Source organism: Luminiphilus sp. nBUS_16, assembly GCF_051201645.1.
Taxonomy (GTDB): Bacteria; Pseudomonadota; Gammaproteobacteria; order Pseudomonadales; family Halieaceae; genus Luminiphilus.
In genome coordinates this window covers 3,427,119-3,439,691 of the sequence record NZ_CP179205.1, presented here as the reverse complement: position 1 = coordinate 3,439,691, position 12,573 = coordinate 3,427,119, and the positions used below count along the sequence as shown (strand labels likewise).

13 protein-coding genes and 1 other RNA gene are annotated in these 12,573 nt (G+C 54.4%); 7 read left to right on the top strand and 7 right to left on the bottom strand.

What is annotated here, in order from left to right; translation table 11 throughout:
* Window positions 1-30: 30 nt before the first annotated feature.
* Genes ACMAY6_RS15150 through tkt form a run of 3 tightly spaced genes read right to left on the bottom strand, consistent with a single transcriptional unit; the run spans window position 31 to window position 4,259 of the window.
* Complete coding sequence (locus tag ACMAY6_RS15150) at window positions 31-1,185, bottom strand: phosphoglycerate kinase (protein ID WP_435213189.1); 1,155 nt, start codon at window positions 1,183-1,185, stop codon at window positions 31-33.
* Window positions 1,186-1,205: 20 nt separating this feature from the next.
* Window positions 1,206-2,231 (bottom strand): type I glyceraldehyde-3-phosphate dehydrogenase, encoded by a 1,026-nt coding sequence (locus tag ACMAY6_RS15145; RefSeq protein WP_435213187.1) that lies wholly within the window; start codon window positions 2,229-2,231, stop codon window positions 1,206-1,208.
* Window positions 2,232-2,258: 27 nt separating this feature from the next.
* Window positions 2,259-4,259, bottom strand: a complete 2,001-nt coding sequence (gene tkt, locus ACMAY6_RS15140) for a transketolase (RefSeq protein WP_435213185.1) — start codon at window positions 4,257-4,259, stop codon at window positions 2,259-2,261.
* Window positions 4,260-4,400: 141 nt separating this feature from the next.
* On the opposite strand from tkt, the gene ilvA reads away from it, so the two are divergent.
* Together ilvA and ACMAY6_RS15130 are read left to right on the top strand one after the other, a co-directional pair.
* A complete protein-coding gene (gene ilvA, locus ACMAY6_RS15135) occupies window positions 4,401-5,939 on the top strand; it encodes a threonine ammonia-lyase, biosynthetic (RefSeq protein WP_435216057.1) in 1,539 nt (512 codons plus the stop codon).
* A gap of 119 nt (window positions 5,940-6,058) precedes the next feature.
* Window positions 6,059-6,196, top strand: a complete 138-nt coding sequence (locus ACMAY6_RS15130; protein ID WP_435213183.1) for a hypothetical protein — start codon at window positions 6,059-6,061, stop codon at window positions 6,194-6,196.
* A 19-nt stretch (window positions 6,197-6,215) separates the two neighbouring features.
* Here ACMAY6_RS15130 and ACMAY6_RS15125 read toward each other — a convergent pair whose 3' ends face one another.
* The 4 genes from ACMAY6_RS15125 to ACMAY6_RS15110 all read right to left on the bottom strand — a co-directional run bounded on the left by ACMAY6_RS15125 (window position 6,216) and on the right by ACMAY6_RS15110 (window position 7,520).
* Window positions 6,216-6,770, bottom strand: a complete 555-nt coding sequence (locus ACMAY6_RS15125) for a 5-formyltetrahydrofolate cyclo-ligase (protein WP_435213182.1) — start codon at window positions 6,768-6,770, stop codon at window positions 6,216-6,218.
* Between the two features lie 18 nt (window positions 6,771-6,788).
* Window positions 6,789-6,968: non-coding RNA, 6S RNA (gene ssrS, locus ACMAY6_RS15120), on the bottom strand.
* A 22-nt stretch (window positions 6,969-6,990) separates the two neighbouring features.
* Window positions 6,991-7,308, bottom strand: a complete 318-nt coding sequence (locus tag ACMAY6_RS15115; RefSeq protein ID WP_435213180.1) for a cell division protein ZapA — start codon at window positions 7,306-7,308, stop codon at window positions 6,991-6,993.
* Complete coding sequence (locus ACMAY6_RS15110; protein WP_435213179.1) at window positions 7,305-7,520, bottom strand: hypothetical protein; 216 nt, start codon at window positions 7,518-7,520, stop codon at window positions 7,305-7,307. Before ACMAY6_RS15110 ends, ACMAY6_RS15115 begins: the two co-directional genes overlap by 4 nt.
* A 173-nt stretch (window positions 7,521-7,693) precedes the next feature.
* Here ACMAY6_RS15110 and ACMAY6_RS15105 point away from each other — a divergent pair, with 173 nt between their 5' ends.
* The 5 genes from ACMAY6_RS15105 to gcvH all read left to right on the top strand — a co-directional run bounded on the left by ACMAY6_RS15105 (window position 7,694) and on the right by gcvH (window position 12,539).
* Window positions 7,694-8,269: a UPF0149 family protein gene (locus ACMAY6_RS15105; protein ID WP_435213177.1), complete on the top strand. Its 576-nt coding sequence runs from the start codon at window positions 7,694-7,696 to the stop codon at window positions 8,267-8,269.
* A 24-nt stretch (window positions 8,270-8,293) separates the two neighbouring features.
* Window positions 8,294-9,610 (top strand): Xaa-Pro aminopeptidase, encoded by a 1,317-nt coding sequence (gene pepP, locus ACMAY6_RS15100; protein ID WP_435213176.1) that lies wholly within the window; start codon window positions 8,294-8,296, stop codon window positions 9,608-9,610.
* 10 nt (window positions 9,611-9,620) lie between these two features.
* Window positions 9,621-10,829, top strand: a complete 1,209-nt coding sequence (locus tag ACMAY6_RS15095) for an FAD-dependent monooxygenase (protein ID WP_435213174.1) — start codon at window positions 9,621-9,623, stop codon at window positions 10,827-10,829.
* Window positions 10,829-12,028 (top strand): UbiH/UbiF/VisC/COQ6 family ubiquinone biosynthesis hydroxylase, encoded by a 1,200-nt coding sequence (locus ACMAY6_RS15090; RefSeq protein ID WP_435213172.1) that lies wholly within the window; start codon window positions 10,829-10,831, stop codon window positions 12,026-12,028. Before ACMAY6_RS15095 ends, ACMAY6_RS15090 begins: the two co-directional genes overlap by 1 nt.
* 118 nt (window positions 12,029-12,146) lie before the next feature.
* Window positions 12,147-12,539, top strand: coding sequence for a glycine cleavage system protein GcvH (gene gcvH, locus ACMAY6_RS15085; RefSeq protein WP_435213171.1), 393 nt, complete (start codon window positions 12,147-12,149; stop codon window positions 12,537-12,539).
* Window positions 12,540-12,573: the final 34 nt, after the last annotated feature.

The window sequence follows — 12,573 nt, the reverse complement described above, 5'->3', positions numbered from 1 at the left end:
TTGATGGTGTGTTGTCAGTAAATATTCGTCTTAAGAGTGAGCACGTTCCTCGAGTATGGCAACTGCGGGCAAAACTTTTCCTTCAACATACTCAAGAAAAGCGCCCCCTCCGGTGGAGACATAAGACACCCGATCACTCACGCCAAATTGATCAATAGCAGCCAGTGTATCGCCCCCTCCGGCCAGAGAAAAAGCCTTGGACGATGCGACCCCGCGGGCGAGCTCTGCAGTACCGTGTGAAAACGATTCAAACTCAAAAACGCCCACCGGGCCATTCCAAAGAATCGTCTCCGCCATTTTAAGTTGTTCTACCATGGCTGCTGCCGACTGCGGCCCCACGTCGAGGATCATGTCGTCTGCAGCTACGTCACTGGCTAATTTCAGTGTAGCGGTGGCGTCTTCACTAAACGCTTTCGCTACAACGACATCGATGGGTAATGGGATATGGCTCTTTTGCAAGAGCTCTCGTGCTGTATCGATAAGGTCCGGCTCATGAAGTGAGCAACCCACGGGGTAACCCGCCGCCGCAAGGAAGGTATTGGCGATACCACCGCCGACAATGAGGCTGTCACAAGTCTCTGCCAACTGTTCGAGCACGGCGAGCTTGGTCGACACTTTAGACCCACCGACAATGGCAAGCATGGGCCGCGCAGGCTGCGCCAATGCACTTTTTAGTGCCGATAGCTCCGCGGCAAGTAGCGGCCCGGCGCAGGCTTGGGCAGCAAATTGGGCAACGCCATGGGTCGATGCCTGTGCCCGATGGGCAGTGCCGAAGGCGTCCATAACGAAGATATCGCACAGTGCAGCATAGCGCTGCGAGAGGGCCTTGGTGTTCTTCTTCTCTCCTGAGTTGAAACGCACGTTCTCAAGTAAAAGAATCTGGCCTGGTTGGGGGGTCGCATGCTCCCAGTCTTTGACCAGCACTACATCGACGCCTAAAAGTTCAGTCAAGCGGTGAGCCACAGGTGCCAGCGAAAACTGTGCGTCCCAGGCACCCTCCTCGGGTCGTCCTAAATGGGACATCAGCATAACGGCCGCGCCAGACGCTATCGCTTGTTGAATGGTGGGAAGTGTTGCCAAAAGGCGCGCGTCGCTGGTGACTTGACCGTCTTTAATGGGCACATTGAGGTCTTCGCGGATCAGTACCCGCTTGCCCCTGAGATCAAGCTCGTGCATTAGCTTCATTGCAGACTCCAGATTGAGTTTCAGCGTTTGTTGAGCGCACCCACGTGTTGAATAATATCGAGCAGCCGCTGGGCATAGGCCCATTCATTGTCGAACCAAACCAGTATTTTGACCAAGCGGTCTCCCGCAACCTGGGTCTGACTGGCATCGACCACACCGGAACAGCTCTCACCGTTAAAGTCGCAGGAGGCTAAAGGCTCCGTAGCAATCCCAAGAACTCCCGTAAGACTGCTTTCGGCGGCGGCCATTAGCGCGCCATTTACCCCGGAGGCATCACAGCTGCTTCGGGTTTGCAGGGTTATATCAAGCGCTGAGACGTTGAGTGTCGGCACGCGGAGTGCATGGGCCGTAAGTTTATTGGTCAGCTTGGGTAAGATTCTAGGAATTCCCACCGCAAGCTCGGTGTCGACGGGAATAATTGAATGAAAAGCGGCTCGGGTTTTGCGCAGGTCGGTGTGGTGGTAAGCATCCAGTACGGGTTGATCATTCATTGCCGAGTGGACGGTAGTGATCGTGCCTGCCTCAATGCCGAAAGTATCGTCGATAATTTTTAACACCGGACAAAGCGCGTTGGTGGTGCAAGACCCCGCCGAAATAACGCGGTGGTCAGCCTGAAGCTCTGATTGGTTGAGTCCCCAAACTATGGTGGCGTCGACATCGGGCTGCGCGGGTTGCGAGAACAAAACTCGGCGCGCGCCGCTGCTAATGTGTTGTTCTGCCGTGATGCGGTCGCTAAACGCCCCTGTGCTCTCGATGACAAGATCGATGCCTAGATCTCGCCACGGGAGATTATCGATGCGGGTTTCTCGCAGCAGCGAAATGGGCTGTCCATTAACCTGTAGGGATTTATCTGTGCGGGCGATCGTACCGGGAAAGCGACCATGTGTTGAGTCGTATCTAGCCAGATGCGCCACGGTCTCCGGGTCGGCGATTTCGTTGATGGCAGCGATTTCAACGGTTTCGTGCAGCGCTGCCCTCGCCGTCCAGGCGCGTAAAACGGTGCGTCCTATGCGCCCAAAGCCATTAATCGCTATGCGTTGGTTCACGAGAATCTGTGTCTGAATCAGCGAGCGTTAGTCGAGAAACACATCCTCTACAGCGGCAATAACGTTTTCAACGGTAAAACCGAAATGCGCCATCAGCTCCCCTCCGGGTGCAGATTCGCCGAAACTTTGCATGCCCACTACTTGGCCATCGAGACCAACAAACTTATACCAATAGTCGGCGTGAGCAGCCTCTACCGCAACCCGTGCCAGTACGTCACTCGGCAGAACGGATTCACGATAGGTAACGTCTTGAGCCATAAAGCGTTCGGCACAGGGCATGGACACGACTCGAATGCCTCGACCCTTTTCGGCGAGGGATTGGGCAGCTGATACCGCAAGGCTCACTTCTGAACCGGTCGCGATAATGATAGCGTCCAACTCACCGACTTCTGAAATGAGGGTGTAGCCGCCACGTTCTATTTCTTTGAGATCCTCCTCGGCACGGTACTGATGGGGCAGTGTCTGGCGTGAAAAGATCAGCGCCGCTGGCCCCTCATCGCGCATTATCGCCATCTTCCATGCAACGGCTGACTCTACGGTATCGCAGGGTCGCCAAGTCTCGAGATTAGGTGTGCTACGCAGAGCCGTAAGCTGCTCGACAGGTTGATGAGTGGGGCCATCTTCGCCGAGGCCTATCGAGTCATGGGTGTATACAAAAATCACTCGCTGACGCATAAGCGCTGCCATACGCACAGCATTTCTGGCGTACTCCATAAAGATCAGGAAGGTCGCGCCGTAAGGGATGAAGCCCTTGTGCAGTGCAATGCCGTTCATCATGGCGGACATCGCAAACTCGCGAACGCCATAGTAGACGTAGTTCCCCGACGCGTCGGCTGCGGTGACTCCCTTGGAGCCTTGCCACAGAGTCAGGTTAGAGCCAGCGAGATCCGCTGAGCCGCCCAGCATTTCGGGCAGCAATGGCCCGAGGGTATTCAAGGTTTGTTGAGACGCCTTACGTGAGGCTATGTCAGCACCGGTCTCGGCACACAGAGCAATGTAATTATCGATTTTTGTTTCAAACTCATTAGGAATAGCGCCTCGTAGTCTGCGCGCCAGTTCCTCGGCTTGCTCGGGTGCCGTATCGGCGAAGTCTGCAAATCGCGCCTTCCAGTCTTGTTCTTGTTCGGCACCACGGCTTCGAGCGTCCCAGCCAGCGTAGACGGCCTCGGGAATTTCAAAGGGTCCGTGCTCCCAGCCCAGCGCAGCGCGAGTCGCCGTAATCTCGTCGGCGCCCAAGGGAGCACCGTGGCAGGATTCTGTGCCCTGCTTATTCGGTGCACCTTTGCCGATAATGGTGCGGCAGCAAATGAGGGTGGGTTTGCTGTCATTCTCAAGCGCGAGATCGATCGCAGCGCTTATGCTGGCGTGGTCGTGGCCGTCGATATTTGGAATGACTTGCCAGCCATAACTTTCGAAACGTTTGGTAGTATCGTCGGTAAACCACCCCGTAACTTCGCCGTCTATGGAAATGCCGTTATCGTCATAAAACGCGACGAGTTTGCCCAGCCCAAGTGTTCCGGCCAGCGAGCAAGCCTCGTGGGAGATTCCTTCCATAAGGCAGCCATCCCCAAGGAAGGCCCAGGTTCGGTGATCAACCAGTTGGTGTTGCTCGGTATTGAATTGGGCGGCGAGGGTTTTTTCGGCAAGCGCCATACCTACGGCATTGGCTAAACCCTGCCCCAAAGGCCCTGTCGTGGTTTCTACGCCGGGTGCATAGCCATATTCAGGGTGACCTGCGGTTTTGGCATGAAATTGGCGAAAATTCTTAAGATCCTCGATGGTTAAATCGTACCCCGAGAGATGGAGCAAGCTGTAGAGCAGCATGGAGCCGTGGCCATTAGAGAGCACAAAACGATCACGGTCAGGCCAGTCGGGATTAGTGGGGTTGTGTTTCAGATACCCGTTCCAAAGCACTTCTGCGATGTCAGCCATACCCATGGGGGCGCCGGGGTGGCCGCTGTTCGCCGCTTGCACAGCATCCATACTTAACGCCCTGATGGCATTGGCGAGTTCCAAGCGTGACGTCATATTGACTCCGGCGAGCTAACAAGGGCAAAAGGCGTATTGTCGGCGATGGAACGTTTCCGAGCAAATGAAACTCGCCCTCATCATGACGTAATTGTCTATTTGCACGTATTATCACCCCTCGACTCCTGCGGGAAAGCCGCCATGACAGATGCTTACATCAAACGAATCCTAAATGCGCGGGTCTATGACGTCGCTCATGAAACGCCTTTGAGCGCTGCGCCGTTGATGACGCGTCGATGGGGTAATCAGATATTTTTGAAGCGAGAAGATCTGCAGCCAGTTTTTTCATTCAAACTGCGTGGTGCCTATAACAAGATGGTGAACCTCGATGAGGCTGCTCGCCGCCGAGGTGTGGTAGCGGCTTCTGCCGGTAATCATGCTCAGGGGGTCGCACTTGCCGCCCAGAAGTTATCCGTCAAAGCCAAGATAGTGATGCCGGTAACTACGCCCGCTATTAAGGTAGAGGCGGTGCGCAACTATGGCGCTTCGGTTGTTTTGCACGGCGATACGTTTGATGAAGCTGCACACCTTGCAGCTGAAATCGTTGATGCCGAGGGCATGACCTTCCTCCATCCTTTCGATGACCCAGATGTAATTGCAGGTCAGGGCACGGTTGCTGTGGAGTTAACACGGCAGGCGCCGGCGCCTTTGGATTACGTGTTTGTGTGCGTGGGTGGTGGTGGATTGATCGCAGGGATGGCCACCTACTTGCGTTACGTCTGGCCTAAAACTCAAATTATCGGTGTTGAGCCTGAGGACGCCGCCTGCGTGCGCGCGGCCCTTGATAAGGGTCGGCGCGTTCGGCTACGGGAAGTTGGGTTGTTTGCCGATGGCTGTGCAGTCGCACAAGCGGGTAAAGAAACTTTGCGTCTTATCAAAAGTCACGTCACCGACATCATCACCGTGAGTACCGATGAAATATGCGCAGGTGTCAAAGACATTTTCGAGGATACGCGTGCCATTGCTGAACCCGCAGGGGCGTTAGCGGTGGCGGGCATGAAGAAATACGCAGAGGAGCACGGTATCCGGGGGGCCACCATGGCGGCTACTGTGAGTGGCGCCAATATGAATTTTGATCGGTTGCGTTACATCTCTGAGCGCACGGAAATAGGTGAGCGCAGAGAGGCTGTTATTTCGGTCACTATTCCTGAGCGTGCCGGAGCTTTCCGCCGATTTTGCAGTGAGCTGGGTAAACGCAATATCACAGAGTTTAACTATCGCTATGTTGATAATCGTGCGGCACAGGTTTTTGTTGGGTTGTCAGTAACCCCGAACAGCACAGACTTGCAGCAATTGACTCAAAAGCTTGAGAAAAAAGGGTATTCGATAGACAACCTGACAGATAACGAGACCGCCAAACTCCATGTGAGGCACATGGTGGGCGGTCAGGCTTCTTCGACCTTAGATGATGAGTTGGTTTTCAGAGTCCAGTTCCCCGAGCGGCCCGGGGCCCTACTCAAGTTTTTAAACGCCCTGGGTAATGATTTTGATATTTCTTTGTTTCATTACCGCAATCATGGGGCGGCTTACGGCAGAATCCTGGTCGGGTTCAGGCTGGCAGATGGTCGTCGTTCTGCCCTGTTAAAAGTGCTAGCCGATGTGGGTTATCCCCATTGGGAAGAAACCAACAATCCCGCCTATGAGGCCTATCTCAAGCCTAAGGCAGCGTCCGAAAATTAATTTTGTGAAATATTGACAAAATATAGCTAAGGGCGCACTGTACAGGCTAATTTGTGACACGCGTCACTGTTTATTCGGCGCGGGTTTGCAGAAAGTCATTTTCCACGGGCGCCAATACTATGGGTCACAAAAAACCCGATATTTTATTAGTGATTGCGGTAGTCGTTGTTTTGGGAGCCGTTACGGGATCTTTCATAACCGATGCCGCCCCCGATACCAGTATGGCTCCGCAACAAGCGGGCATTCTCGTACAGTAGTTCCCTCGCCTAGCGTGTTTTAGAAAATCTGAAATTCCGAGTCCGAAAGAAAGCCCTGCATGCGCACATCATGCTGCTCTCTGGGGAGATCTGTCACTTGTTGGAAATCGAAACCTAGTCCGCATCTGAAACCCAATGCTGTCTTAAGCAGTCGATCGTAGTAACCGCCACCATAGCCCAGCCGAGTTCCATATTGGTCACAGGCCAAGAGTGGTATCAAGAACAGGTCTATCTCTGAGCTATCTAGCGTGTCTGCGGTGGCTGGGGGTTCATCGATGCCGTAGCGGCTGATTTCAAAAGTGTCTCTGGGCACTGGCGTTTTGAAGACCATTTTTCCTGAATCCAAAACCCGTGGGTAAACTAATGTCTTGCCCTCGTTCGCAGCGGCCTTTTCAATGAGTGAAGGTGTCTGTTCCGATCCTATCGGGCAATAGCTTGCAATGGTCAAAGCATTTTTCCAGCAAGGCGCGGCCGTTAGTGTGTGGAGCAGGGGTGGCAGCGACCGTGGACTCTGCTGATCCCGCAGTTGCCGCATCTTACGTCGCCATGTGGCTTTGGCAGTGATGGCACTCATGGCTTTGACCTATTTGGAGGGCAACCCAGCGTACCGCTGACGGTGTCGCCCTTGAACCCTGAGGCTCAAGGTGGTGACCGCCGTGCTGTATCAGGCTCTCCGGACGTGCCGGATTTGCACAACAACAGCAAACGGTGGTCCCCGGGTGTAGCATTATCGGCTCGAGGACTGACTGTCTGGCCAATACGCCAGGTTGCAAACATAGTATAGCTGAAAGCCGCTAGTTGATTTCCAGTTGCCTTAACTGGTAAAGAGCTTCGTCTAATTTGCTTGCGAGCGTCTTCAACCGATCTTCATGGCCATCAAAGGGTTTTGGTGCTTTGCCGCCCTGAAGGCTCAGAACTTCATGGCTGAGGTTTAGGGCGGCCATAATGGCAACGCGCTCTAAACCAATGACTTTCCCTGCCGCTCGAATATCCCGCATTTGCTGGTCGAGGTGATGTGCGGCGGAGAGGAGTTCGGACTCCTGCTCAGGCGGGCAAGCGACTTGATACTCTTTATCGAGTATTTCAACGGTTAGGGTCGGAGTGCGACTCATAACCCGCCCTCAATTTTGCGCAGACGCTCGAGGGATCCGTTAATAAAGTCGCCAGCTTGACGCTGTCGCTCCAGTAATTCTTTGCGTTCACGCTGTAATTCAGCCGTGCGCAATTTGAGCTGCCTATTTTCACGATTCAACTCATTGCTTAATTCAATGAGGTCGGAGATTTTCTTTTCCAAAGATTGGATGAGTTTCTCAGCCACGGCCATTACACTTGATGAGGTTATCCTGCACTATATGTGCTGCCGACGCGGTGGGTCAATGCTATGAAAAGTGAGACATATCAGTGTTCTGGCCGATAAAGCGAAGAATGAGTTGAGAAGTTCGGCGATATGCGAAGCAAATGGGTTGTTTGTACCGCCGGGCCAGAGGAGAAAACGTTGTGCTCGATGCCCTAGGTGACTACGAAACCATGCCCGACTGGCAAGAGTCAGCCGATGTGCTATTGGGTGTTGGGCTCATGCTGAACCCTTCAGAGCTCCACGGGGCAGCAACCGGATTGCTGGCAGCCGGAATGGCTCACGACACCGATGAACAGAGGACCGCGGCGTTGGGTCTACTGGAAAAGGCACTGGCCGTGGATTTACACGGAGAATCGGCGGACTTCGCAACGCGTTTACTGGCTGCGACCCTGTCTGCAGCTCGAGATACCGATTTTGCTTTCGGCCCACTGCTTCCTGAAGACGACGAAGCCTTTGACATACGATTGACCTCGCTCGGTCGCTGGGCGACAGGATTTTTGACCGGCTTTACTCAGGCCGTTGCAGCGGCTGATGCGGCATCGGAGCCGGTTGACCCCAATACGGCAGACTCGCTGAAGGATTTTGCTGCGATTGCACAAGTTGATATCAGCGAAGAAGAAAGCGATGACAACGAGCGGGAGTTGGAGGAGTTGATTGACTATCTTCGACTTGCGGCCCTGAATATATTGACTGATGCCTTGAGTCATCAGGACTAAGTTAACCACCGAGAAGGAAGCCACGTGAATATCAGCAAAGCCGAGTACAGCCGCCGTCGTAAAAACTTAATGGCAATGATGGAGCCCAACAGCATTGCTCTAGTGCCCGCTGCTCGAGAATGCACGCGCAGCCGGGACACCGAATACACTTTCCGCCAAGACAGCGACTTTTTGTACCTCACGGGCTTTGATGAGCCGGATGGTGTCTTGGTGCTGATCCCCGGCCGCAGAGCAGGCCAAGTTGTACTTTTTTGTCGGGATCGTGACCCCGAAATGGAGTTATGGAATGGCTATCGAGCGGGTCCGGAAGGCGCCGTTGCTGAATTCGGTATGGATGACGCTTTCCCTATTGAGGACATCGACGATATTTTGCCAGGGCTCTTGGAGAGTAAGCAGCATATTTACTATTCTATGGGTCACAACGATGACTTTGATCGTCGAGTTATGGGCTGGGTTAATCAGATTCGACGCCAGATCAGAACGGGTGCGAAGCCTCCGGGCGACTTCACCGACTTGGCTTTTCTGTTGCATGAGCAGCGGCTGTTTAAAACAGCTCAAGAGTTGAAAATAATGCGACGCGCGGGCGCGATCTCAGCAGAGGCGCATTGCCGAGCCATGCGCGAAAGCCGTGAAGGCCGGTACGAGTATCACCTTGAGGGCGCCATTCTCCATGAGTTTGTCGAAAATGGTGCGAGGGCGGCCGCCTACAACAGTATTGTTGGCGGCGGACAGAATGCCTGCGTGCTGCACTACACCGAGAACCGCGACAAGCTGCGAGACGGAGACCTTGTCTTGATTGATGCGGGCTGCGAATACCAGGGATATGCCGCAGACATTACGCGGACGTTTCCGGTCAACGGGCGCTTCAGCCCTGAGCAACGAGCGTTATATGAGGTTGTCCTCAAGGCGCAACTGGCCGCGATAGCCAAGGTGAAGCCGGGGAATACTTGGAATCAACCTCACGATGCAACGGTTCGTGTGATTACCCGAGGCCTCGTTGAGCTTGGCCTGCTAAAAGGTAACGAAAAAGACCTGATAAAGGCAGAGGCGTACAAAGACTTCTACATGCATCGCGCGGGCCATTGGCTGGGTATGGATGTGCATGATGTCGGTGACTATCGAATCGATGGCAGATGGCGACAGCTCGAGCCTGGAATGGTTCTCACCATTGAGCCCGGCATCTATGTATCGCCCACTAACAACAAAGTGGCCAAGAAGTGGCGGGGTATTGGGGTGCGTATTGAAGATGATGTTGCGGTAACTGCCGAGGGCTGCGAAGTGTTCACCGATGGCGTGCCTAAAACCATTGAAGGCATTGAAAAGCTCATGGCAGCGAGCTAAGCACGCCCCCGTGCGAGTCGAAATTGTCGGCGGAGGTATGGTGGGGCTTGCCTTTGCAATAGCCCTCAAGCGCAGCCTGCCATCGGCTGCGGTGCGAGTGCTGGAGGCCCGAGCTCTACCCTCTGGCGCGCCCAGTGCCCTCGATTCTCGAGCGACAGCACTAAATCTAGCAAGTCGAGATATCCTAACGTCCTGGGGTATTTGGCCGCAAATTGAGGCTGTTGGAGCCGCTATCAAGGCCATTCATGTCTCAAGTCGCGGTCGTTTTGGCAGCGCTGTTATGGAGGCGAGTGACGTTGGGGAAGCGGCCCTCGGTTATGTTGTAGAGAACCACTTTGTTGGCGCTGCGCTCCTCAAACTTGCTGCTGACAGTGGTGTTGTACTGCAAGCCCCCGCTGGCGTAACGGGTGTCGATGTCAGCGGCGCTAGTCCTGCAATCTTGAGAGGTGAAGAGGCCCCTATTGTTGCTGATTTGGTGGTGATCGCCGATGGCGCTGATTCATCGTTATGCCATCACTTAGGCGTAAATATGGTGAGGCGGGATGTAAAACAGAGGGCGGTGGCCGCCAACGTTCGTTTTGAAGGCGTGTCAAAGGGTACCGCTTGGGAGCGCTTTACTGAGCATGGGCCGATAGCGCTACTGCCGCTGCCCGATGACGTTTCCGGTAGCCAGCGTTACAACCTAATCTGGTCCATGCACCCTGATGAATCCCGTGCTCTCGAGGGGGCTGACGACGCCGAATTTTTGCAGGCTTTGCAGCGAGCTGTAGGCTGGCGGTTGGGGCGATTGACTGATGTGGGTCGCCGCACCGCTTGGGACTTATCCAGAATTTCGGTCCGAGAACAGGTCCGCGCAGGCATCGTGATAGCGGGAAATGCAGCACATACTTTGCATCCTGTTGCTGGCCAGGGGTTCAACCTGTCCTTGCGCGATGCCAGCCGTTTAGCCCAGACACTGGCTGTGACTCGAGGTCGCGGCGAGGACGCTCTGTCACTCCCGGCGCTAAGACAGTACGAATCTGCAGTTGCCAAGGACCAGCAAGAGACCACCCGCGCTACGGATTTTCTTGCCACCCTCTTCCGGTCTCGAGGTGTCTTTTTAGACCTCCCGAGGGATGCCGCGCTCGTAGGATTAGATCTGCTGGTGCCGTTACGTAGGACTATCGCTCGGCGTGGTACGGGCAAGGGTATGGATCTAGTGCATGAGGGGCGTCACTGATGGCTGCCGCTGAAAGTAGCGATATAGTGATTGTGGGTGCGGGAATCGCGGGGTTGTCTCTGGCACTAGGGTTGGCCCAGCAGGGTATGAAGGTCACAATTATTGAGGCGGGCAGTCAGCCCTCGGCGCCTCCTCGCGTCTCAGATCTTGCGGGTTGGGACGCAAGGGTCAGCGCGCTCACACCTTCATCGGCTGCATGGTTGGCTGAGCGAGGTGTTTGGCAGGAAATGGAGCAGCACCGGGTTGGTCCCTATACCGATATGGCGGTTTGGGATGGTGCAGGTACGGGTCGCATCGCTTTTTCTGCAGAGTCTTTGGAAGTGCCACTGCTGGGGCATATCGTTGAAAACCGCGTCACGGTTCAGGCGCTGCTGAAGAAAATTAATGAACATACCAACATTCGGGTGTGCTGGGAGGACAGTTTAGAGGCTGCAGATTTATCACAGCATGACGCGGTCACTATGGAGACACATCAGGGGCGACACTTAACGGCGGCGTTGCTCGTGGGTGCCGATGGCGCAAGATCACGCACCCGGGACCTCGCGGGTTTTGCTGTTCGGACATGGTCGTATCACCAGCACGCTATTGTTGCTACGGTGAGACTCACCGAAGAACATAAAAAAACCTGTTATCAAGCATTTTTAGATGCCGGGCCTCTTGCATTGCTTCCCTTATCGGATCCGCGGCTATGTTCCATCGTTTGGTCTGTAGATGACCCTCAGTGGGAGCCGCTACAGAGCTTGGATGACGACGCATTTTTGGCCCAGCTGAATTTGGCACTTGCCTCTAACAGCCTCGCTGTGGAGGCTATAGGCCGACGAGGGGTGTTCCCGCTTCGCCAGTGCCACGCTGTCGATTATGTGCATCAAGGGGTTGCCTTGGTGGGTGACGCGGCACACAGTATTCACCCCTTGGCGGGACAGGGTATTAATCTTGGCCTCAAGGATGTTGCCGTGCTGTCAGAAGAGATAGGACGGGCGTGGCAACAGGGAGTCGCACTGGGAAGCGAGCGGACGTTGCGTCGCTATCAGCGCCGCAGAAAAACCGACAACCTGTTAATGATGTCAGCAATGGAAGCCTTCAAACGCGGATTCGGCTCCACGCATCCAGCCATCAGAGTGGCTCGTAACATGGGTTTATCCTGGACTGATGCAGCGACGCCCCTTAAGAACTGGCTCGCCCGACAGGCTTTGACGTAATTTCGGTTGCAGCGACCGCCGATGTTTTCCAGTGAGTATTTGCATTGCAGTGCCATGACGTTTTTAAAGAGCCGATCACAAGTGATCGAATTTAACCAAGCAGTAGTGAGATGAAGTGATGAGTAATAATCCGTCGGAACTGAAGTATGCCAAAAGCCACGAATGGGCCCGTATTGAAGAGGATGGCACGGTAACCGTGGGCATATCCGAACATGCGCAGGAGAGTTTAGGTGACGTGGTGTATGTTGAGTTGCCCGGCATCGGTGACCAGCTCGCGGGTGGAGATCAAGCGGGGCTTGTTGAGTCGGTTAAGGCCGCATCAGACATTTATTCTCCTGTAACGGGTGAGGTGGTTGCGCTCAATGAGAACCTCGAGGACGAGCCCGAGTTAATCAACAGTGACCCTTACAACGATGGATGGTTTTTTAGGGTGAAGGTAGAGGATCTCAGCGAGTTAGAGGGCATGTTGACGGCCGATGATTATGCCGATGCCTGTACTGGCGAAGATTAATCTGGCTTGACCGAATCGCTGGCAATTGCCAGCG

What these genes read in the sequence shown, in the direction of transcription:
- tkt (WP_435213185.1), bottom strand. Translation starts at nt 4,259, where the DNA reads ATGACGTCACGCTTGGAACTCGCCAATGCCATCAGGGCGTTAAGTATG.
- ACMAY6_RS15130 (WP_435213183.1), top strand. Translation starts at nt 6,059, where the DNA reads ATGGGTCACAAAAAACCCGATATTTTATTAGTGATTGCGGTAGTCGTT.
- ACMAY6_RS15125 (WP_435213182.1), bottom strand. Translation starts at nt 6,770, where the DNA reads ATGAGTGCCATCACTGCCAAAGCCACATGGCGACGTAAGATGCGGCAA.
- ilvA (WP_435216057.1), top strand. Translation starts at nt 4,401, where the DNA reads ATGACAGATGCTTACATCAAACGAATCCTAAATGCGCGGGTCTATGAC.
- gcvH (WP_435213171.1), top strand. Translation starts at nt 12,147, where the DNA reads ATGAGTAATAATCCGTCGGAACTGAAGTATGCCAAAAGCCACGAATGG.
- ACMAY6_RS15115 (WP_435213180.1), bottom strand. Translation starts at nt 7,308, where the DNA reads ATGAGTCGCACTCCGACCCTAACCGTTGAAATACTCGATAAAGAGTAT.
- ACMAY6_RS15090 (WP_435213172.1), top strand. Translation starts at nt 10,829, where the DNA reads ATGGCTGCCGCTGAAAGTAGCGATATAGTGATTGTGGGTGCGGGAATC.
- ACMAY6_RS15150 (WP_435213189.1), bottom strand. Translation starts at nt 1,185, where the DNA reads ATGAAGCTAATGCACGAGCTTGATCTCAGGGGCAAGCGGGTACTGATC.
- ACMAY6_RS15110 (WP_435213179.1), bottom strand. Translation starts at nt 7,520, where the DNA reads ATGGCCGTGGCTGAGAAACTCATCCAATCTTTGGAAAAGAAAATCTCC.